Raw genomic sequence first — 22,534 nt, 5'->3', positions numbered from 1 at the left:
AACTTTTAAACATAGAATCGTTCGATTTTAAATACGGATTTAGTGCTGTTAGTAGATACGAAAAATTACCAGTTTCTGTTCAAAATTTCAATGCTTTTACTAATTTGTTTTCAAACCGATTTGAATTAGGATACAAAAATTATTATGTAAATACGGAATATGTTTTTAAATCGCGAGACGCTATAATTAAACAAAATGTTTTGGACACCAATTTTGCAAAAGAAGGAAGTGCATTGTTAGTTAATTTTGGATATTCTAAAAAAGGGATTGGTTTTGATGCCAATTTAAGACGTGTTGAAAACATGCAATTGTTAGCACAAAGAAATTTAGATAATTATCCAACACTTTCAAGTACAAGTTTAAATTATAACGACAAAATATTGAACTTCGTTCCAAGTTTAACCAAACAACATCATTCTAACTTAGCCAATATTTATGTGTATCAAGCCCAATTTCAAGTGGTGATGGATGAATCTACGCAGATAAACAAATTTGGAGAAATTGGAGGTCAATTTGATTTTTTCTACGACTTTAAAAAAGGCACTGCTTTAGGAGGAAAATATGGAACAAAAATCAATTTAAATGTTTCTTCTTGGTTTAATTTGAAAGCTAAATTCAGATATACGAATAATGCCGGAGAAAACATTCAAAATTATCAAGCAGAATTATTTAATGCTAACGAGAAGTATTTTTCAGATTATAATATTGAAATCACGAAAAAGGTTTCCAAAAATTTTAAAACGGCTTTTACGTATATCAATCAGTATTATAACAACCAACAAATTAAAGGCATTTTTAATAAATATGTTATTAATTCACATATCGTATTTTCAGAATCAACGTATCAATTATCTGACACAAAATCGATTACTTTTGGTTTAGAACATATGTGGGCAGATAATGATAGAAAAAATTGGGCGGCTGGAAGTGTAGAGTACAATCACAATGAAAACTGGTCAATATTTGCTATGGATATGTACAATTATGGTTTTGATCATAATACGCTTACCATAAGCGAAACGGATTTATTTGATATCCATTTCTATAATTTTGGAACTGCATATAAAGTAGGAAGCACGCGTGTGGCATTAAATTATGGTCGTCAACGTGGCGGTTTGGTTTGTGCAGGTGGTGTGTGCCGACTTGTTCCACCAAGTACTGGTTTAGGGCTACAAATTACAACCTCATTTTAAAAAAATAGTAAAGAATTTTAAAAAGTAATTTCAAAAGTATTGTCAAGCTGAACTTGTTTCAGTTTCCATAAATAATTATTTAGATTCCGAAATAAATTCGGAATGACAAAATCAGGACTTTTCAGAACACCTATTTTTAGAAAAACGCACGCAACTGAATCGTACCCGTATGCACCGTTTTACTGGTTTCCGATTTACGGCCGTTATAATTTACCGAAACATCTAAAAATTGCGTAATATTTTTCTGAACCAAAAGTTGCCAAGTAGTATTTTTTCCGTTTTGTAGCCCTTCTAATAATTGAAAACCAACTGGAGAAGAAGCGCTTCCGGTAAAATTATTATTGATATAAGTAAATATTCCGTTTAATGAAAATCCTTTTTCTGTATTCCAATTAAAAGAAGTTCCAAATTGCTGTTGTTTTAAATGTTCTAAATTACCAATCGTATTTTCTTTACTATTATTTTCATAAAAAACATCCCAACTTGCGTTTTTATTAAAAATATAGGACACTTTCGGAGCAATTTCTAAGCCACTAATATTAAAATTTCTACTTGCATAATTATCCGAAATGCTTTTTAAATTTGAAGTACTGGTTTGTAATTGAAATAACCAGAATTTTTGAACTAAATGCACATATTGCAGCTGATGACTTTTAATATAATTTTCTTGACTTCCAAAATTCAACACGTTTTTTAACGCACTTGAATTGTAAGTATAGGTTACTGAATTTTTCTGTTTTCCTTTATTTAAAAACAAACTATTTCTAAAATTAGTATTCAAACCAATTAAATCTTTATTCGGAATTGAAAAAGGATTCCATTCAAAAGTATTTGAATTTCGAGTTATTTTTTTATCAATTATTAAAGAAGTTTGATTGTAAAATTTGGATAAGAATTTCTTAAATCCTATTTCATTTTGCCAAGCATTTCCGTTAAAAGTAATTGTTTGACTCAGTTTGTTTTGATACGTTCTTATAAATATTTGATTAGGTAGAAAAATTTTCACATATTTTGCCAAATCAGAAAAGGTTGCAATTTCAAATTCTTGTAGTTCCTGAATGTTGTTATTGTTATAATCGTTCCACATATAAATTCCTCGGCCGGCATCAACTTCTAAAAACGTAAATTCTTGTTGCGCAATACTTCCCGAATTATTTTCATAAAAAGTAGTAGTTTGTATCAGCTGATTAAAAAAGGAATCAGAATAGTTCACTCGCGAATTTATAGAAGGTTCTGTAGCGCGATTATCAGCAAATTTTAAGGTTCTATAATTAATGAATATACCTAAATTTCTTCTATCGTTTTTGATAATTTGCGATTTCAAATAAGTTGAAAAAGAGGCGTTAACACGTTGTAATAGATTATTTTTCACACTGTCATTTTGCCGAATTAAATACCCCATTTCCGCATATACTTTTGTTGAATCGCCACGACCAATAAAGTTTCCAAATTCGGAAAATCGTTGACTAAAATTACTCAGAATTTTGGTTTCATTTGCTATTTCTTTATTGTTTTCATATCTAAAATTAGCACCCACATAGTTTTTCTTAAAATGATATTTAGCAACATTTTGACTTCTTAAAAAATTTGATGTGCTTGAGTTATTTTTACTATCCATCAAACTAATTTGTGTTTGAAGTGCCAGATTTTTGTTTTTTGTAAAGGTTTGAAACGCGTGTTTATTTCCAGAAAAATTGGTAGAATATTCTAATTTTTCAAATTGGTATTTCCCAAATGTTTTCCATTTCATTGTATCTTTTTGAACAGAATTAAATTGTATTCCACCCACCAATAACATCTGATTGCCTAATGGATTAGTAAGGTTCCAATCTCGATTAAACTCAATATTATACAATCGCTCAATGGGTTTAAAATTCTCTTGAATGTAATTAATAGTAGCAAAAGATTGCACCTGAATTCCTTTGGAAAACAATTGCTGTTTCAGATTTAATTTTGTGGCAATTCCTTGGTTATTCGCATCATCTAAGTTTGAAAATAAATTTTTATCGTGATTAGAAATGGCAATTTCGGTTTCAATTTCTGTTTTTTCTGTTGGTGAAAAAGAACTGACAATTGTAGCAATTTGAATTTTAGTTGGTGCAATTAGCTTAACAATTGGTTCGTAACTTCCTTGCGGAACACCCGAAATTGGTGCTACATATTCGTAGATTTTTCCAATTGTATTGCTACTGGCTAAAATGTAATTTCCTGAATTAGTTCCTAAAAAAGTAAATTTTACCTGGTATAACGTTTGTGTGGCATCCGTAGAAAAAACAAAAATTTCGGTGTTGTTTACTTGTGCTTTTTTATAGAGTATCTTATTTTCCGAATACGAATCTACATAAGCAGAAGGGGCATTCATTAGGTTTGCATCGTCTCCAGCAAGTTGTAAAGTTTGTATTTGATTTTCAGATAAACTTTGTTGTAATGGCTGGTTTTTTACATCATTTTCATTGTACACATAGGCACTAATGCTAAATTTGTCACTTTCGTGCTGAAAACCTCCATAACTTAAAAAACGTGTATAATTTCTATCCGAATATTGATATTCCATTACAATACGCATTTCGGAAGTAATTGGAAAAGTGGCGTTAAAAATAATTTCTCCTGCGTTATAATCTATAATATAATCTTTGTTTTCGCCGCGTTCTTTTAAAATTCCGTTTACATAAACACGTTCTGAACCAGAAATAATTAACACATATAATTCACCATTATTTCCGCGTAGTTTGTAAGGTCCTTGATTCCCTTCTTGTCCTGTGAAATTACTTTTTGCATATTGTCCTCGAACTAATGAAGCAGCAAAAAACAAATCGTTTTTTTTGGTATTTCCCCAATTAAAATGCGAGGAAAGACCCTGTACTTTTTTGTTAAAATTTAAAAAGCTTGTTTTTCTATTTTCTAAAAACAAATCACCCGCTCTTATGTTCCAGTTTTTAGATGATAGTTCAATAAATATTTGATCAAATTCATCAATTTTTTGCGAATAACCTCCTTCTTGCAACGGAATATTACTGTCTTGAATGGATGCTTTTAATGTAATATCTTCAGATAATTTCCCAGAAATTTGTAAATCTAAATTGGAATTTAAAACCGTATTTTGGTTGTTTCCTACTGTAAATCCGCGAGAAATACTTCCATTGGTTTGTAAGCCGTTAAAAATTGGAATTTGTTTTTTTGTATTTTCTGAGAATGTAAGTAATCGTCCATTTTCGTTTGGGACAATTTTTTTTTCGTCGTAAATAGTATATGTTTTGGTTAAAAAATTTGGTAAGTGATAATATTGCACTCGTACCGAATCTTGAAATATTTTTTTGAAAATTAATTTTTTAGTTTGATAATTAAATGAATAAAAAGAGGTGTCAATTTCTTGTTGATTTACATTGAAAATTTTAAATGAATTTGGATTCAATGCAGAAGTATCAATAAGAATTTCTTTATTTGTATACGCAAATTTTTTACTTTTGAAAGCGTTGTTTTTCTCTTGACCAAAGCCAACAGAAACAAAACAAAACAATAAAAGACAAATAATTTGTTTATACATACGGTAAAAGTACTGATATTTGTATAAACGTGAAAATTTCGATTTTTGTATACCATTCAATTTGCTTAATTTTGACAATAAATAACAACTTACATCACAATGAAAAAATCTCTTTCTATTTTATTTTTATTTCTTTCATTAAGCACATTTGCTCAAGAAATCCGTTTTGCAAGAATTGACAGTTTATTAAACTATTTGTATGAAAATGATAAATTTATGGGTTCGCTTTGTATTCGACAAGGCGATGAAGTTGTTTTTAAACAAGCCTATGGTTTTTCTGAAGCGACTAAAGGACTGCGTGCCAATGGAGCAACGAAATATAAAATTGGATCTATATCTAAAACGTTTACTGCTACTATGATAATGCAATTAGTGGAAGAAAAAAAGATTGTGTTAACGACTAAATTAAATCGATTTTTTCCAAAAATTGACCAATCTGATAAAATTACCGTAGAACATTTACTGTACCAACGCACTGGTATAAAAGACTATGCAAATGCTGATGCTACATTAACAGATGTTTTGGGCAAACCAAATACGAAAGAGTTAATTCTAAAGAAAATAGAAAATTATTCTTCTATGTTTGAACCCGATTCTCAACACGAATACAGTAATTCTAATTACTTTATTTTAGGATTAATTATCGAAAAAGTAACTAAAAAGTCCTTTGCAGAAAATTTAAAAACAAGAATTTCAGACAAATTAGAGTTAAAAAACACCTATTACACTAACGAAAAAACAGACGTAACTAAAAGAGAAAGTTATTCCTACACATTTAATGGCGAATATTGGGATAAAATTGACGAATGGAATAACGATATTGCTTTTTCTTCAGGTGGAATTATTTCAACTCCTGAAGATTTAACTAAATTTATTCATTCCCTTTTTAAGGGGAATTTAGTTACTCCAGCTTCATTAGAACTAATGAAAACATTAAAGGATACATACGGAATGGCATTAATTCGTTTTCCTTTTGGAGAAAGAAAGTTTTATGGTCATAACGGTAAAATAGAAGGTTTTGAATCGTCAATGGGCTATTATGAAAAAGACGATTTGTCAATTTCTTTAATTGTAAACGGTGAAAATTATAGTCAAAACGACATTATGATTGGGATTTTAAGTATTTATTATAAGTTGCCTTATCCATTTCCAAATTTTAAAAAATTAGATACAGAATTGATTAAAAAGTACTCTGGAACTTTTGCCTCAAAAGATATTCCTTTAAAAATTACAGTTTTTGAAAAAGAAGGCAATTTATTAGCTCAAGCTACAGGACAACCGAGTTTTCCATTAACTTTCTCAAAAGATGATGTTTTTGTTTTTGCTCCAGCCGGAATTGAAATGGAATTTACTTCAAGTACAAGTTTCATCTTAAAACAAGGTGGCAAAAAATTTAATTTCACTAAAGAATAGAAATATTTTATCTTAGCCAATTAATTGATCAAAATGAAATATTACATAATAGCGGGCGAAGCATCTGGCGATTTACACGGTTCCAACTTAATGAAAGCCATTTTAGCAAAAGATCCAACTGCAGAAATTCGTTTTTGGGGTGGCGATTTAATGCAAAATGTGGGTGGCACTTTAGTAAAACACTACCGCGAACTAGCATTTATGGGTTTTGCCGAAGTGATTATGAACTTACGAACCATTTTAGGTAATATTTCTGTTTGTAAAAAAGATATTTTATCCTTTCAGCCCGACACAATAATTTATATTGATTACCCGGGATTTAATATGCGAATTGCGAAATGGGCTAAGAAATTAGGCATTCAAAATCAGTATTATATTTCCCCTCAAATTTGGGCTTGGAAAGAAAATCGCATCAAAGACATCAAGCGTGATGTTGATAAAATGTACGTGATTTTGCCTTTTGAAAAAGACTTTTACGAGAAAAAACATAATTTTCCAGTTGAATTTGTAGGTCATCCTTTAATTGATGCCATTTTCGATAGAAAGCAAATCAATTTTGAACAATTTACAAAAGAAAATAATTTAACAAATCAACCTATAATTGCTTTGTTACCAGGAAGTAGAAAGCAAGAAATTGAAAAAATGCTTTCCATTATGATTTCGGTTGTAGCTAAATTTCCAGAATATCAATTTGTAATTGCTGGTGCACCAAGTCAAGAATATCAATTTTACAAAACATTTTTGACTACAGAAAACGTAAAATTTGTAAGTAATAAAACGTACGATTTATTAAGCGTTTCTCACGCTGCTTTAGTAACCTCGGGAACAGCCACTTTAGAAACAGCATTGTTTAAAGTGCCACAAATTGTGTGTTACAAAGCCAATAAAATTTCTTATGAAATTGCAAAACGAATTATTACACTAAAGTTTATTTCATTAGTTAATTTAATAATGGACAAAGAAGTGGTAAAAGAATTAATTCAAAATGAGTTAAATACCACTAATTTAGAAATCGAATTACACAAAATTTTATCAGGAAAATCCAGAGAAATTATTCAAAATGAATACGAAATTTTAGAACAAAAATTAGGAGGAAAAGGCGCAAGTGAAAAAACCGCGAATGGTATAATTTCTTCTATTAAAAATTAATTTGTAAATTTATACTTCATAAAACCCCAAATCATGAAAAAATCAATTTATATTTTCCTACTAACTATTTTTTTATATAGTTGTAAATCCTTGCAAAAGCCTACAATTGTTACTTCCAAACAAGTGGCTCAAAAAACAGGAAGTTATACTTTTACAGAAAAAACAGGATTAGAAAAACCGTCTAAACCAACAAAAAAAGAAATAAAAGCGATTGAAAAAGCGAAACAAAAAGCGGCACAAGATAGTATAGAACAATCCAAAATTAAAGTAGTTGTGGAAGAAGAAACGCCACAAGATTTTACACCAACATTTGAGGTTTCAGATTATATAAAGCAACAAATTCTTAATGTTGCTGCAGAAAGTTTGGGCTCGCCATATAGAGGAGGAGGTTCAACTCCAGCTGGTTTTGATTGTTCTGGTTTTGTTACCTACACGCTTAACCAATTTGATATTACATTGCCAAGAAATTCGGCAGAAATGGCTCAAATTGGAAAACGTATATTAAAAAAAGACGCTAAACCTGGCGATTTAATTTTTTTTAAAACCAATGGCAGCTACATTAGTCACGTTGGAATAGTAACAGAAAATACAGACGGTGTAATTAAATTTATTCATTCCTCAACAAGTAGTGGAGTAGTGTATTCTTCTACTTCAGAAAGCTATTATGCAAGAACTTTTGTTGGAGTAAATAGAATTTTGGAATAATTACAGCAAACTATTTCTACATTTTTTACTGAAAAATAATCCCAAATTGTTTTTCTATAGTAAACAAACCTACTAACTAATGAAATTTATTAAATTTCCAATTGTCCCTATACTTGGTGGCTTTAGTATTGGAATTGTAATTCAATATTACTTTTCCATTCCGTTATTTTATATTTTAATTGGACTGATTTTAAATGTAATTTGTTTTTCTATTGGATATTTTCTGAATACTAAAAAGAAATTAAATTCTTTGTTTTTTGAAAGTTTTGTAGTGCTTTTGTGTTTAAATTTAGGTGTTCTTTCAAATTATTTCAATGTTCAAATACATTCGAAAACCCATATTTCTAATTTTATTTCAGAAAAAAATATTGTTCAAGGTGTAGTTTCTGAAAAGTTAAAATCAACAACGTATTATGATAAATTTATTTTAAAGGCAAAACACATTAACGGGCAAAATTGTATCGGTAAAATACTGCTTTATGTCCCAAAAAAACAGAAAATAGAAATAGAGGTTGGAAACAAAATAAAGGTTTTTGAAACACCAAAATTACTTCAAAACGCGTTAAATCCAAATCAGTTTAATTATTCTAAATATTTAAATAATCAGAATGTTTTTTATGAAATTAAAATCAAAGAGACAAATACAATTAAAGTTTCAACAGACACAAATTTTTATTATTATATCAATTTAATTAAGTCTAAATTATTAAAAAGTTATGATGTAAAAAGCTTTAAAAAAGACAATTACAATCTATTAATGGCATTACTTTTTGGTGAAAAAACTGAGTTGTCTAAAGAAATTAGCACCAAATATACACAAGCTGGAATTATTCATATTTTAGCCATTTCAGGACTACATATTGCATTAATTTACGGAATTGTACTTTGGCTTACTAAACCATTGCTACGTTTCAAAAAAGGGAAATTGTATATCTTTCTTATTTCGATATGTATCTTGTGGTTTTATGCTATTTTAGCTGGATTTTCTGCTTCAATTGTACGCGCAGCGGTTATGTTTTCAGTAGTAGCTTTCGCCAAAATGATAAACCGCCAATCTAATATTTATAATTCGTTAGCCGTTTCCGCTTTACTGTTGTTAGTATTTAATCCGAATTATCTTTTTGATGTTGGATTTCAATTGAGTTTTGCCGCCGTTTCAAGTATTGTAATTTTTCAGCCTTTAGTTAGAAAATACAGTTATTCTAAAAATTTAATTATTTTAAAAACCAAAGAATTACTGCTTATTTCGTTAGTTGCTCAAATTGGTGTTTTACCTCTAATATTGTATTATTTTGGACAATTTCCTTTATTGTTTTTATTGGCTAATTTAATTGCGATTCCGCTTTCAAGCCTTATTTTAATTTTAGGATTGGCATTAATTCCTTTCAATTTTTTGTTTCCGAAGTTGGCGGTTTATTTGATTATTTTAATCAATTTTTTAATTGAACTAATGAACGCTTTTACAGCTTGGATTGTAAAATTCGATGTTTTTATTATTAAAAATATTGCTTTTCATGAAGTGTTAGTTTTGTTGTTATATTTAATTATTGCAACAGTTCTTTATTTCGTTTATTTTTCAAAAATTAAAAATTTAAAACCAATTTTATTTTCCGTTTTGATTTTTCAGTTGGGCTATTTTTTTCTTAATTCTTCTGAAAAAAATAATAATGAATTTGGCGTTTTTAATAGTATGAAAAATTCGCTGTTTGTTGAAACAAAAAATAACGAATCTGTATTTTATACCGACGATTTGGCTAATTCTAAATCTTCAATAGAAGCGTATACAAGAGGGAAATTTGTTAAAAAGTATCGAATTGAACCTATTAAAAATGTATATAGTTTTAACAAAAAAATTCTTTGTATTGATAGTTTAGGTGTGTATACTACCAAACAAAAACCAGAAATTGTAATACTAATACAATCGCCAAAAATTAATTTGAATCGTTTAATTTCAACCATTAAACCCGAACAAATAATAGCTGATGGTTCTAATTATAAAAGTTACATTCAACTCTGGAAGACCACTTGTGAGCAAGAAAAAATCCCTTTTCACGCCACAGCTGAAAAGGGATTTTATAGATTGAAATGAATTCTTACTTTTTGATAATTTTATTTGCACCTTCAAGCCAAACTTGTGGACCACCAGCAACATATCCTGTACTTCCAAGTGCGTTTAAATTTACTTTTGATTCTGCCGTTTTAGTAGCACTTACAAACCAAACCGTCGGATAGCCTCTAACTTGTAATTGCTGTTGTAATTGTGCATTTTGTGCTTTAATAGCTTCCGATTGTTCATTTTTTCTTGGGAAGTCTAATTCTACCAAAATGACATTATCAGTTGCCCATTTTACAAATTCTGGGGTTTTAAAAACTTCTTTTTGTAAACGTATACACCAGCCACACCAATCTGATCCTGTAAAAAACAAAAACATTGGTTTGTTTTCTTTAATAGATAAATCGGTAGCAATAGATACATCTGTGTACCACTTTAATTCCTGACTTTGAGCAATAAATCCACTAATTATAAAAGTGAATACTAAAATTATTTTTTTCATGTTTTCAATAAAATTATTTTACAAATATATACAAATTGTATGCCTAAAATAGCAAGTTACTTTACATCTTGCATTAATTTTTTCACAAATGGTGAAATTAAAATCAAAACCAAACCAGCAATTAACGCATAAATGGTTAGTTGATAATAACCATCTGCATAGGTATTAAGTTTTTCTAAATTAGTAGCATTTTTTGAAGCCTTTGCAATATTAGCACCTAAAATTCCTGCAAAATATTGTCCATAAGCACTCGCTAAAAACCACATTCCCATAATTACAGCCTGTGTTTTTTGTGGAGATAACTTCGTCATAGCACTCATTCCGATAGGTGATAAACATAATTCACCAAAAGTAATTATAAACCATCCGAAGGTAAATAAGTCTAAAGACGTTCTACCTGATGCATCTGCAAAAAACTTAGTATAATAGAAAATCCAGAAACCACCTGCTAAAAATAAAAAGGCTAATCCAAATTTTATAATTGTATTAGGTTCTATTTTTCTTTTAGATAGCCAAAGCCATACCAATCCTACTAAAGCCGCAAAAGCAATTACAAAGAAGGAATTTGCGGAATTATTCACCCCATTTGGACTTAATTCTACACCAGCTACAGTATTATTTAAATTGTTTGCAGCAAATAAACTTAAGGAGCCACCACTTTGTTCGAAAAAAGCCCAGAAGACAATTGAAAAAAGGATAAATACTAAAGCGGCAAATAATTTTTTATTTTCCACTAAAGAAAAATTTCTCATTTCGTATAGTAAATATAAAATAGAAATAGGTCCAATCGCACACATAAAATAATCAGTATAAACAGTATTTCCAACCATTATAATAACTATTGGAATTACTAAAATCGAACCTAAATAAGTTATGTTTTCCAATAATTTTTTTCTTGATACCTCAAGATGCTCTAAAGGAGAAAGTCCTATACTTGCTAAACTTTTTTGCGTTTTTGTGAACGTCAGTAAACTTATAATCATTACTAAAGCTGCAAAACCAAAACCTACATTCCATCTTAAATGCTCTGGAACAATCGATTGCCATAAGGAACCTTCAGCAACTGCGATACAAATGTAACCTCCAATTAAAGCTCCTAAATTCACACCCATATAAAAAAAAGAAAATCCGGCATCACGTCTTGGATCGTTCTCTTTATATAATTGCCCAACCATTGATGAAATGTTTGGTTTAAAGAATCCTGTACCTACGATTGTAAAACCAATTCCTGTAAAAAATAGACTTTTCGGATCAATGGCTAAGATGACACTTCCAATAATCATTAAAATCCCACCCCAGAAAAGTGATTTTCGTAAACCAAGAATTTTATCGGCAAACAAACCACCTATAAAAGTAAAAGCATATACCCAAGCTTGTGTGGCACCATATTGCAAATTGGCGACTTCTTCATCCATAGACAAATGATTGACCATAAATACTACAAGCATCCCGCGCATTCCATAAAAACAGAAGCGTTCCCACATTTCTGAGAAAAACAAATACCACAATTGTTTTGGGTATTTGCCTTTAAAGTTTTGTATTTCTTCTATGGTTTGCATTAGTTTATTCCTTTTTCTTTCATTACTGCATTTAATTGTTTCAATAAAACAAACATCAATAGAGTTGCAAACATCAATAGCCCAAAATTAATCCAAAAGAAATCTTGTTTGTTATCGTACGTGTCCCATAAACTTGCCAAAACACCACTTAATTTATTTCCGATTGAAGTAGATAAAAACCATCCACCCATCATTAATGATGTTATATTTGTTGGACTTAATTTGGATACAACCGATAATCCCATCGGACTTAGAAATAGTTCTCCAATTGTGATAATTCCGTAATTTGCCACAAGCCACCAAACACTAACTTTTTCAGAACCGTTTCCGCCCATATTAACTGCTGCAATCATTACTAAAACGGATAAAGCAGAAATTAATAATCCAAAAGCAATTTTTGTAGGTGTTGATGGTTCTTTTTTTCTACCACGTAAAAATGTAAAAAATGCGACAACTAATGGGGTTAAAATAATGACCCATCCTGGATTAATCGATTGGCTTAAATTAGTTGCCCATATTGAAACTTTAGCTTCTTCTTTAGGTAGTTTTTCTTTTGCTACATTTCTAAAGTATATTGGGTAATCCACTGTTTTTTGAACTTCCCCATTTAGTTTTTGAATTCGAAAACTGGCATCATATAATTCTGTTGAATCTTTTTTATACTCTATTTCTTTAGATAATTTAAGCGTATTGAAAACAGATTTGGTTGTTCCTGTGATTTCTCTATCTGTATATCTGTCTGCCCAAGTGGTAAGCGCCGAACCATTTAGTTTAAAAACCGCCCAAAATAAAATTACTACAGCAAATATGGTTAATAAAGCTCCAATTGGCCTTTTGTCTTCTGCTTTTGCTTTAAAATATAGGCTCCCATAGAAAAAGATAACAGGAATACAAGCAAATATAAAGGCGTCTGTACTATCCGAACCAAAAATGGAACTATTTAAGTTAGTGTCAGAAGCTACGCCTTTTAATAACCAACCAATTACTCCAAATACAGCAGAGGGTAATAAAATAAATAAAACAATTTTATAAAATGGCATATCGCCTTCTTGTGTTCCTTTTTTATCGGTTTTGTTTCCATAATGTTTTGTTCCTAATAGGAAAACAATAACACCAATGAACATTCCAACTCCAGCTGCCATAAACGCATATTGCCAGCCTAATAGAATTTGTAATGCAGCTCCAAAAAAGTTACAAATGAAAGCACCAACATTAATTCCCATATAGAAAATATTATACCCTTCATCTTTTTTGTCTTTGTACTGATCTTCAGAATAGAAATTTCCTAAAAGCGTGGAAATATTTGGTTTAAAAAATCCATTTCCAATAATTACAAGCGTCATGGCTACATAAAGCATAGTAATATTGTGTATTCCCATTAATAAATAACCTACACCCATCATCAAACCTCCAATGACTATTGATTTTTTATATCCCCAATATCTATCAGCTACAAGTCCTCCAATAAACGGAGTTAAAAATACCAATGCGATAAATGTTCCATACAAATCGGAGGCTTCTTTTTCAGTTAAGGCAAATCCTGATTCTACATCTTTAAGATAAAGTGTAAAAATTCCAATCATTAAATAATAGCCAAAACGTTCCCACATTTCAGATAAGAATAAATAAGGCAATGCCTTTGGGTGTGATTTCCACATACTATTTTGTTTTAATAATTAAAAAAAGCCTGCAACAATGTTACAGGCTTGAAAGATATAAAAAATATTTTATAATATAATTAGTTAATGCCGTGCATCATTTTTTTCAATTTTGGAGAAATTAATGCTAATATTAAACCAGCAACTCCACAAAGAACAACAAATACCATAAAAAACTCATATAAATTATGAATTTCAAACCCAGCAAAAATAGGGTTTTCAATTCCAATCTGTTCCTTAGTCAACAAGGCTGCTTGTTCAGCAGATAATGTTATTTTCTTATCTAAAACGTCTTGTAAATTAACACCTAATTTTGATGCTTTTTCAAATTTATCACCAGTTGCTGGCATTATTGCTCCTAAGGTACCTGCAAGCGCATAACCCGCAGCATTAGCAATAAAAAATACGCCATATAACAAAGAAGCAAAACGTTTTGGTGCTAACTTTCCAACTAATGAAAGACCAATTGGAGATAAACATAACTCTCCCGCTGTTTGAATTAAATATAAAAGAATTAACCAATGAATAGCTAATAAACCACTATTTCCTAAATCTTTAACATTATGTGCAATGATAAAATAACTAATAGCAATTAAAAATAATCCAAATGCTTGTTTTAATGGCGATACTGGTTCTTTTCCTTTTGCTCTAAGTTTATCCCATAACATACTAAAAGGTACAGCCATTATTACAACGAATAAACCATTAAAAATTTGCACCATTGATGCTGGCATATCCCATCCGAAGAAATTTCTATCTGTCTGGTTAGAAGCAATAAAAGTTAGAGAAGAACCTGCTTGTTCAAAAGCTGCCCAAAAGAAAATGATAAAAAACGAAACAATATAAATTACCCAAATTCTTTGTCTTTCAACTTTATTTTCTGCGGAAGTCATAATTAAATAAGCCAATGCAACCCCAGCAGAATAAATAAATGGATATATAAGTCCTTTTACTAATTTACCCATCTCAAAATTTGTAATACCAAATTCGCCAACTAAAAGATATCTGAAAATAAAAAATAAACCAATAAATAAAGCCACTGCAATACCCATTGAATTTCCTTTAAAATTTGCAGTTTGCGTTTCACCTTCTTCAAAATCCTCAGCTGTATTGTACTTTGGTAAACCACCAATTGGTCTTCCTTCAGGTGTTACAACATATTTGTTTTTTAACACAAAAAATACAAATGTACCAATAAACATGGCTATTGATGCTGCTAAAAACCCCCATTTAAATGCAAATGGATCTTGTACGCCATCTACTTTTACATCACCAACAATAGGACAAATAAATTGACCTAAAAAAGCTCCTAAATTAATTCCCATATAGAAAATTGTAAAGGCTGTATCTAACTTACTTTTTTCTTGTTTTGGATACAAACTTCCCACCATTGAAGAAATATTTGGTTTGAAAAATCCATTACCAAAAATAATAACAAAAAGTCCCAACCACATCATGGTTTTTGCAAACTCTAAATTTCCATCAAATATTGAAGCACTAAAAAATAAAAATAATTGGCCCAGTCCCATAAGTAAACCTCCAATTAAAATACAATTTCTATTACCTAAAAATCTATCTGCTACAAATCCTCCTAACATTGGAGTTAAGTAACATAATGCTAAAAAACCACCATAAAATATAGATGAATCTGCTTCTAAATATTTTAAAGAATTTACCATAAATAGTGCTAACAACGCTCGCATTCCATAGAAATTGAATCGTTCCCACATTTCGGTTCCAAATAATACCCAAAGCCCCTTTGGATGTCCTTGTTTAACTGTTTCGCTCATAATTAATTTATTTAGTAATATTGGTTAGTTTATAGTTTTTCTAAAATAAAGTTGGTCATTTTGGTGTACAATTGTAAACGGGTTTTTCCACCATAAATCCCGTGATTTTTATCTGGGTAAATGGCCCAGTCAAATTGTTTGTTGGCTTGTACTAAAGCTTCTACCATTTTCATGGTGTTTTGAACATGCACATTGTCATCAGCCGTACCATGAATTAATAAAAAGTTTCCTTTCAATTTATTTACATGTGAAATTGGCGAATTGTTATCATAACCACTTGCGTTTTCTTGTGGGGTTTGCATGTATCTTTCGGTGTAAATGCTGTCGTAATATCTCCAAGACGTTACAGGTGCAACTGCAATAGCAGATTTGAAAACATCTGCGCCTTGAAAAACACAATTAGCCGCCATAAAACCACCAAACGACCATCCGAAAATTCCAATTCTCGATTTGTCAACAAAAGTGTATTTTCCAAAAACTTTGGCAGCATCAATTTGGTCTTCTACTTCATATTTTCCTAATTCTTTTTGTGTACATTTTTTAAATTCTGCCCCTTTAAAACCAGTTCCTCTTCCGTCAACACAAGCTACAATGTAGCCTTTTTGTGCCAACATCATAAACCAATAATCGTCTGTTCCGTTCCAAGCATTATCTACCTGTTGCGAACCTGGTCCCGAATATTGAAACATAAAAACAGGATATTTTTTATTCGGATCAAAATCTTTTGGTTTAATCATCCAAGTGTTTAAAACATGTCCTTTTTCTGTAGTGATGGTTGAAAACACTTTAGGTACCACGTTGTATTTTGCTAATTTTTCTTCAACCGCTTCGTTAGATTGAATTTTCTTAATCACTTGAGTGGTTTTTGAATCGTTTAAAGAATAGTAAGGCGCTGAAGTAGCACTTGAATAGGTATTGATGAAATATTGAAAATTTGGACTAAAAGTGGCGTTGTTTGTTCCTGTTTTTAAGGACAGTCTTTTTTTAGCTTTTCCGTCAATTGAAATGGAATATACATCTCTATTTATGGAACCGTTTTCTACAGATTGATAATAAATTGTTTTGTTTTTTTCATCAAATCCATAATAAGCGGTTACATCCCAATTTCCTTTTGTAACTTGGTTTTTCAACTTTCCGGTTTTGTCATAATAATAAATATGATTGAAACCGTCTTTTTCTGAAGTCCAAATAAAACTATTATCTTTCAAAAAGGTTAAGTTGTCCGTAACATCGACGTAAGCTTTGTCTTTTTCGTTTAAAATTACTTTTTTAGTTCCCGAATTTCCATCAACAAATATAACATCTAAATTATCTTGGTGGCGATTGATTACTTGCGCACTTAAAACATTTGAATCATTTGTCCATTTTAATCTTGCAATATAAAAATCAGAATAAGTACTTAAATCAATTTTTTGCGTTTTTTCTGCAGTTACGTCATAAATATGTAACGAAACGGTTGCGTTTTTTTCTCCTGCTTTTGGGTATTTAAAAACAGCTTGTGTGGGATACAAACCTTGGTTGTACATATCCATTGAAAATTCTGGAACATCCGTTTCATCAAAACGAATAAAGGCTATTTTAGTTCCGTCAGCATTCCAATCGAAAGCCCTTACAAAAGCAAACTCTTCTTCGTAAACCCAATCAGTAATTCCGTTAATGATACTGTTTTTCTTACCATCTGTTGTAATTTGAAATTCTTTATTTAAAAGTAAATCAAAAACATACAAATTGTTTTCGAAAACATAAGCAACTTTAGTTCCATCTGATGAAAAAGTTGGTTCTTGAATTGCTTTATCGGTAAATTTTGATAATTTTTTAGATGCAATATCATAAACAAAATAATTTGCTGTAAATGAACGTCTAAATACCGATTCGGTATTTGTTGCTATTAATATTTTTTTCTCTGCCTGATCAAATGTGTAACTATCAATAGAAGTTAATGCCGCAAAATCTTTCGTATCAATAAGGGTTGCAACTTTATTTAAAGTAGCATAATCAAACAAATCAATTTGAGTAGTTTTAGAATTTCTATCAAAATTCAAAACAGTATATTGATTGGTGTTTTTCATGGCATTCAATTCGTCCATGCCTTTTGTTCTAAACGCGCCGCCCCAAATTTCTTCTAAAGTTAATTTTTGTTGCCCAACAACTGATATTGAAGTGGTTAGTAACAATAATAGAATACTTATAAAATTTCTCATATTTTTTGATTGTAAAAACCTCCAATTTTAGTGAAAATTTACGACATATTCCTAATAAATATTGAATTTTTTACTTTCTAAGTTTTATTTTTTTAAAAATTACTTTTATTATCTTTGTCAATCAATCCGAAATTAATGGCACTAAATACTACTAGTTTTTCAAAACTAACTAAAGAAGAAAAGATAAATTGGATCGCTGAAAAGCATTTCTCTAATCCAAAAGAAGCTATTGCCGTATTACAATGCTATCAAAATTCTGATGCGTCACTTCAAAAACTACACGACGAATTTATTGAAAACACCTTAACAAATTTTTATTTGCCGTTAGGTGTCGCTCCAAATTTTAAAATTAATGGTAAAAACTATACCATTCCTATGGCTATTGAAGAAAGCTCTGTTGTAGCAGCCGCAAGTAAAGCCGCAAAATTTTGGGGATCTCGAGGTGGATTTAAAACCACAATTTTAGGCACAGAAAAAATTGGTCAAGTTCATTTTTTGTATGAAGGTGACAAACAAAAGCTTATTGAATATTTCAATTTTGTAAAGCCTTTTTTACTTTCTGAATCGGAAGGAATTACCAAAAATATGCAAAAGCGTGGTGGCGGAATTTCAGATATTCAACTAATAGATAAAACGGCAGCGTTAGAAAATTATTACCAATTGCATGCTACTTTTCAGACTAAAGATAGTATGGGTGCTAATTTTATTAATTCTTGTTTAGAACAATTTGCGAAAATATTAAAAAACAAATCAGAAGAATTTGGAATCCAATCGATTCAAATTGTAATGAGTATTTTGAGCAATTTTGTACCAAATTGTGTTGTTCGTGCTGAAGTTTCTTGCCCTATTTCGGAACTTAATGAAGATGCCAACATCACGTCAAGTGAATTTGCAGAAAAGTTTTTAACCGCTGTAAAAATCGCAGAAGTAGAGCCATACAGAGCTGTAACGCATAATAAAGGCATTATGAACGGAATTGATGCGGTGGTTTTAGCAACAGGTAACGATTTTCGTGCTGTAGAAGCTGGTGTTCACGCATATGCAAGTAAAAATGGAAGCTACACAAGTTTGTCTCACGCTAAAATAGAAAACGGAATATTTACTTTTTGTTTGGAAGTGCCTTTAGCATTAGGAACTGTTGGCGGTTTAACTAATTTACATCCATTAGTCAAATTTTCTTTAGAAATGTTAGGTAATCCCTCTGCAACGGAATTAATGCAGATTGTAGCTGTTGCTGGATTGGCTCAAAATTTTGCCGCATTACGCTCATTAACCACTTCAGGAATTCAACAAGGACATATGAAAATGCATTTGAATAATATCTTAAATCAGCACCAAGCTACAAAAGAAGAGAAACAACTAGTTATAGCACATATTGAAAATCAAACGGTTTCACATAATTTAGTGGTGGATTTTTTAGAGAGTTTAAGAATTAAGTAAAACCCTCGCGAGACCTAAGGTTAAAAATATGAATGAAACTTATTATTCTAACGGAAAACTTCTAATTACTGGAGAATATTTGGTCTTAAATGGTGCCAAAGCTTTAGCCTTGCCAACGAAATTTGGTCAATATTTACGCGTTGCTTCGTGTGCAGAAAAAAAAATATTTTGGACCAGTTTGGATGCTGACAAGAGTGTTTGGTTTGAAACTGAATTCACTTTTGAGGAAATTCTTACAGCTAAAAATTTTCAAGAAGAACATCTCATAAAACATACTTTAGTTGAAATTTTACATCAAGCCCATCTTCAAAATCCAAATTTTTTAACGTCGGAAACGGGATATGTCATTGAAACAGAAGTCACATTTCCAAGAAATTGGGGCTTAGGTACATCTTCTACTTTAATAAATAATATTGCACAATGGTTACAAATTGATGCGTTTGAATTACTGAGGAAAAGTTTTGGTGGTAGCGGTTATGATATAGCTTGCGCCAGTAATAATTTTCCAATTACGTATCAATTAGATGAAAACGAGAAACCCATTGTTGAGGTTGTTGATTTTTATCCGAAATATAAGGAAAATATTTATTTTGTATATTTAAATAAAAAACAAAATAGCCGTCACGCGATTCAAAATTATATGAATAAGCAACAGTTTTTAACCAAAAAAACAGCAACTATTTCTGAGATTACGAATAGAATGCTTCTTTCGCCAAATTTAGAAACAACCATAGATTTACTATCGCATCACGAAATTATATTAAGCGATATTTTAGAATTAGAAACCGTAAAAGAGCGTTTATTTTCCGATTTTAAAGGCACCATAAAAAGTTTAGGCGCTTGGGGCGGCGACTTCGTTATGGTACTCTCAAAAGAAAACCCAATTCATTATTTTCAATTTAAAGGATACGAAACTATTTTAACGTATGATGAAATGATTTTAGTTTAATTTATTTAATAAAAAATCATTATTTTTACATATGTAATTCATTAATAAGCATTTATATCAAAAAAATAATTTTATGAAAAAGTTACTTTTTATTTTATTTATTTTCGTTTCATTATTTTCATCTTGTACAGAAGAAAATGCACCTGTTACTGAAACTACAAATGAACCTAATAAAGTTTTACTATTAAAAGTAGATTATTTAACAAATACGTTTCAGGGCGGTAAAGAAACTACGTATACCGAAAATTCAAATTCATTTACTATTTCACATCAATCTATTCCAGCCGTTGATTTTGGAAATATTAAGTTGAAATATGATGAAATTAATCAAATTCTTTTTGATGGTGATATTATTTGGATGGGTTTAGGACAAATTCATCATCCACAAAATATGCTTACGGCCAATCAATTTGAGGCAGTATTAACAGCTGACATTGTTTTTCCATCAACAAGCTTCAATCATATTTTACCACAATCTAATTTATCTAATAACTACAATCAGGTTTGGATGGCTGTGCAAAACTTGGTAAAAGTGAGACAGTATTTAATCTCAAATCCTACAGGAGTAGTACATTTATATTTATATACACCAAGTGTTGGAGTAGGAAATCCTGCTGATTGGAAATGGATTATTTTAATGAAAAATTAGTTTGATTATAATTCAAATTTCCTAAATCTATAACCTAAAATTGTTTCTAATTTTTCACTGGAAACAATTTTCCCAAAATTAGTTTCATTTTCATTAAATAATGGAGCAGTCAAATGGAACTGTTTAGCTTTTTCGGTGTAATAGTTTTTCCTTGTCGGATGGTTGGGTGCGACGGCATTGAAAGTTTCATTCCAACAGTTTTGTTTTAGTATTTCGCAAATAATTTCAATACAATCTTGTTGATGAATTAAGTTTATTGGTGCATCTGGATTGGCAACATTGGTTTTTCCAGTTAACATTTTTACTATGTTTCTTTCTTCTCCAATTAAACCACCAAAACGAATTATTGTGGTTTGAAAATTAGAATTATTTCGTAACAAATTTTCAACTTCCACCAATTGTTTTCCGCTTTCTGAATCCGGGTGCAAAATACTTTCTTCTGTAACGGTTGAAATAGGAGAAGTGTCAGCATATACTGATGTAGAACTAATAAAAATGACTTTTTTTACAGTTGAATTTTCAATAAAAGGAATCAAATGTTCAATTTTAGCTACAAACGTTTTTTCAGAAGTAGCTTCTGTAATTTTTCTCAGCCCTGGAGGAATATCAATAATTAAAATGTCAGAATTGTACAAAAAATCAGAAATACATTCGCTAATTTTAGTTTCAGAAAGCTCCAATAAATAAGGTGCTATTTTATTTGATTTCAAAACAGCTAATTTATTTTCAGTAGTGGTAGAGCCTTTTACTTCAAAACCAATTTCAATTAATTTTTTAGCTAAAGGGAAACCTAACCAGCCGCAACCTAATATAGATACTTTCATTTTATTTTTTTACTAATACATAACTTTCATTTTCCACTGCCAAATAACCTTGGTCGTACACAAAATAATAAACATTTCCAGTTTTTGTGGTGTAAATTGAAGTAATTAATTCAAAATCAAAACCTTTACTAATTAATTTATTTTTGGTTGTTTTGGTTTTTTCTTCTGGGTTTAATTCGGTTAAAATTCGATAATTTTTGCGCAAATTGTTGTTTATATTTCGCATTAAATTGGTTTGATCTTTATTCATTTTATTGTTGTAGGCGTTTCGGCAACCATCGCTGCAAAACTTTTTATCTTCTCTTCCTACAATTTTATCTTGACATTCTAAACACGTTTTATTCATAATATTTTTATTTGAGGTCCAATAAAAGTAGTAAAAAAATAGAAATATTGAATGCTTTTAGATTTTTTATTTTCCATTCACAAACGACAACAAACAATTACAATCGATTTTAAATGAATAATAACCGAATAAACTTTTTTTCTTACCACAACTTTGCACTGTCGAAATGAAACAACGAGTTCAGTCGATAAACAAATTTTAATTTATATTAACATTAAATATTTACACGCCATGAAAAACAGAGTACAATTAATCGGACACGTAGGACAAGAACCAGAAATCAAAAACTTAGAATCAGGAAAAGTTGCCAATTTTACCATCGCAACGAATGAAAATTACACCAACGCTAAAGGTGAAAAAGTGGAACAAACCGAATGGCATCGAATTTCTGCCTGGGGGAAAACAGCTGAAATTGCTGAAAAATTAATCACTAAAGGGTGTCACGTAGCTATAGAAGGCAAATTAACACATAGAAGCTACGATGACAAAGACGGCAACAAACGATTTATTACAGAAGTTGTCGCGAACGAGTTGGTTTTATTAAGCAAATAACAATTAC

Annotated in this window: 17 protein-coding genes; 9 read left to right on the top strand and 8 right to left on the bottom strand. The window is 30.3% G+C overall.

The window, feature by feature from the left end:
• Window positions 1-1,193, top strand: a 1,193-nt coding sequence (locus KA468_RS04125; protein WP_291241668.1) for a DUF6029 family protein, incomplete at its 5' end; no start/stop codon positions are given.
• A gap of 136 nt (window positions 1,194-1,329) precedes the next feature.
• On the opposite strand, the gene KA468_RS04120 is transcribed toward KA468_RS04125, so the two are convergent.
• A complete protein-coding gene (locus tag KA468_RS04120) occupies window positions 1,330-4,737 on the bottom strand; it encodes a hypothetical protein (protein ID WP_291241667.1) in 3,408 nt (1,135 codons plus the stop codon).
• Between the two features lie 99 nt (window positions 4,738-4,836).
• Here KA468_RS04120 and KA468_RS04115 point away from each other — a divergent pair, with 99 nt between their 5' ends.
• From KA468_RS04115 to KA468_RS04100, 4 genes are all read left to right on the top strand, one after another.
• A complete protein-coding gene (locus KA468_RS04115) occupies window positions 4,837-6,150 on the top strand; it encodes a serine hydrolase (RefSeq protein WP_291241666.1) in 1,314 nt (437 codons plus the stop codon).
• A gap of 33 nt (window positions 6,151-6,183) precedes the next feature.
• The gene (gene lpxB / locus KA468_RS04110; protein WP_291241665.1) at window positions 6,184-7,299 is read left to right on the top strand and encodes a lipid-A-disaccharide synthase; all 1,116 of its coding nucleotides are present in this window, start codon (window positions 6,184-6,186) and stop codon (window positions 7,297-7,299) included.
• Between the two features lie 33 nt (window positions 7,300-7,332).
• Entirely contained in the window at window positions 7,333-8,004 is a 672-nt protein-coding gene (locus KA468_RS04105) for a C40 family peptidase (protein WP_291241664.1), read from the top strand.
• 79 nt (window positions 8,005-8,083) lie between these two features.
• On the top strand, window positions 8,084-10,093 hold the full coding sequence (locus KA468_RS04100; RefSeq protein ID WP_291241663.1) for a ComEC/Rec2 family competence protein: 2,010 nt from the start codon (window positions 8,084-8,086) through the stop codon (window positions 10,091-10,093).
• 4 nt (window positions 10,094-10,097) lie between these two features.
• Here the strand turns inward: KA468_RS04100 and KA468_RS04095 are convergent, their stop codons facing one another.
• From KA468_RS04095 to KA468_RS04075, 5 genes are all read right to left on the bottom strand, one after another.
• On the bottom strand, window positions 10,098-10,559 hold the full coding sequence (locus tag KA468_RS04095; RefSeq protein WP_291241662.1) for a thioredoxin fold domain-containing protein: 462 nt from the start codon (window positions 10,557-10,559) through the stop codon (window positions 10,098-10,100).
• 56 nt (window positions 10,560-10,615) lie between these two features.
• On the bottom strand, window positions 10,616-12,118 hold the full coding sequence (locus KA468_RS04090; protein ID WP_291241661.1) for a peptide MFS transporter: 1,503 nt from the start codon (window positions 12,116-12,118) through the stop codon (window positions 10,616-10,618).
• Window positions 12,118-13,776, bottom strand: a complete 1,659-nt coding sequence (locus KA468_RS04085; protein ID WP_291241660.1) for a peptide MFS transporter — start codon at window positions 13,774-13,776, stop codon at window positions 12,118-12,120. The genes KA468_RS04090 and KA468_RS04085 overlap by 1 nt, the downstream gene beginning before the upstream one ends.
• An 80-nt stretch (window positions 13,777-13,856) precedes the next feature.
• Window positions 13,857-15,566, bottom strand: a complete 1,710-nt coding sequence (locus tag KA468_RS04080; RefSeq protein ID WP_291241659.1) for a peptide MFS transporter — start codon at window positions 15,564-15,566, stop codon at window positions 13,857-13,859.
• A gap of 29 nt (window positions 15,567-15,595) precedes the next feature.
• A complete protein-coding gene (locus KA468_RS04075) occupies window positions 15,596-17,767 on the bottom strand; it encodes a S9 family peptidase (RefSeq protein ID WP_291241658.1) in 2,172 nt (723 codons plus the stop codon).
• Window positions 17,768-17,902: 135 nt separating this feature from the next.
• Between KA468_RS04075 and KA468_RS04070 the strand changes: the two genes are divergently transcribed.
• The 3 genes from KA468_RS04070 to KA468_RS04060 all read left to right on the top strand — a co-directional run bounded on the left by KA468_RS04070 (window position 17,903) and on the right by KA468_RS04060 (window position 20,805).
• Window positions 17,903-19,207: a hydroxymethylglutaryl-CoA reductase, degradative gene (locus KA468_RS04070; RefSeq protein ID WP_291241657.1), complete on the top strand. Its 1,305-nt coding sequence runs from the start codon at window positions 17,903-17,905 to the stop codon at window positions 19,205-19,207.
• Between the two features lie 28 nt (window positions 19,208-19,235).
• A complete protein-coding gene (locus tag KA468_RS04065; protein WP_291241656.1) occupies window positions 19,236-20,156 on the top strand; it encodes a GYDIA family GHMP kinase in 921 nt (306 codons plus the stop codon).
• Window positions 20,157-20,229: 73 nt separating this feature from the next.
• On the top strand, window positions 20,230-20,805 hold the full coding sequence (locus KA468_RS04060) for a hypothetical protein (RefSeq protein ID WP_291241655.1): 576 nt from the start codon (window positions 20,230-20,232) through the stop codon (window positions 20,803-20,805).
• A 5-nt stretch (window positions 20,806-20,810) separates the two neighbouring features.
• Here the strand turns inward: KA468_RS04060 and KA468_RS04055 are convergent, their stop codons facing one another.
• Both KA468_RS04055 and KA468_RS04050 read right to left on the bottom strand, forming a co-directional pair.
• On the bottom strand, window positions 20,811-21,629 hold the full coding sequence (locus tag KA468_RS04055) for an SDR family NAD(P)-dependent oxidoreductase (RefSeq protein ID WP_291241654.1): 819 nt from the start codon (window positions 21,627-21,629) through the stop codon (window positions 20,811-20,813).
• 1 nt (window position 21,630) lies between these two features.
• Complete coding sequence (locus tag KA468_RS04050) at window positions 21,631-21,975, bottom strand: hypothetical protein (RefSeq protein WP_291241653.1); 345 nt, start codon at window positions 21,973-21,975, stop codon at window positions 21,631-21,633.
• Window positions 21,976-22,206: 231 nt separating this feature from the next.
• Between KA468_RS04050 and ssb the strand changes: the two genes are divergently transcribed.
• A complete protein-coding gene (ssb, locus tag KA468_RS04045; RefSeq protein WP_291241652.1) occupies window positions 22,207-22,527 on the top strand; it encodes a single-stranded DNA-binding protein in 321 nt (106 codons plus the stop codon).
• Window positions 22,528-22,534: the final 7 nt, after the last annotated feature.

The sequence above is a fragment of the Flavobacterium sp. genome (assembly GCF_017985075.1).
Lineage (GTDB): Bacteria > Bacteroidota > Bacteroidia > Flavobacteriales > Flavobacteriaceae > Flavobacterium.
Note: the sequence above shows the minus strand (reverse complement) of the source record. Positions and strands in the feature narration are given on the sequence as shown.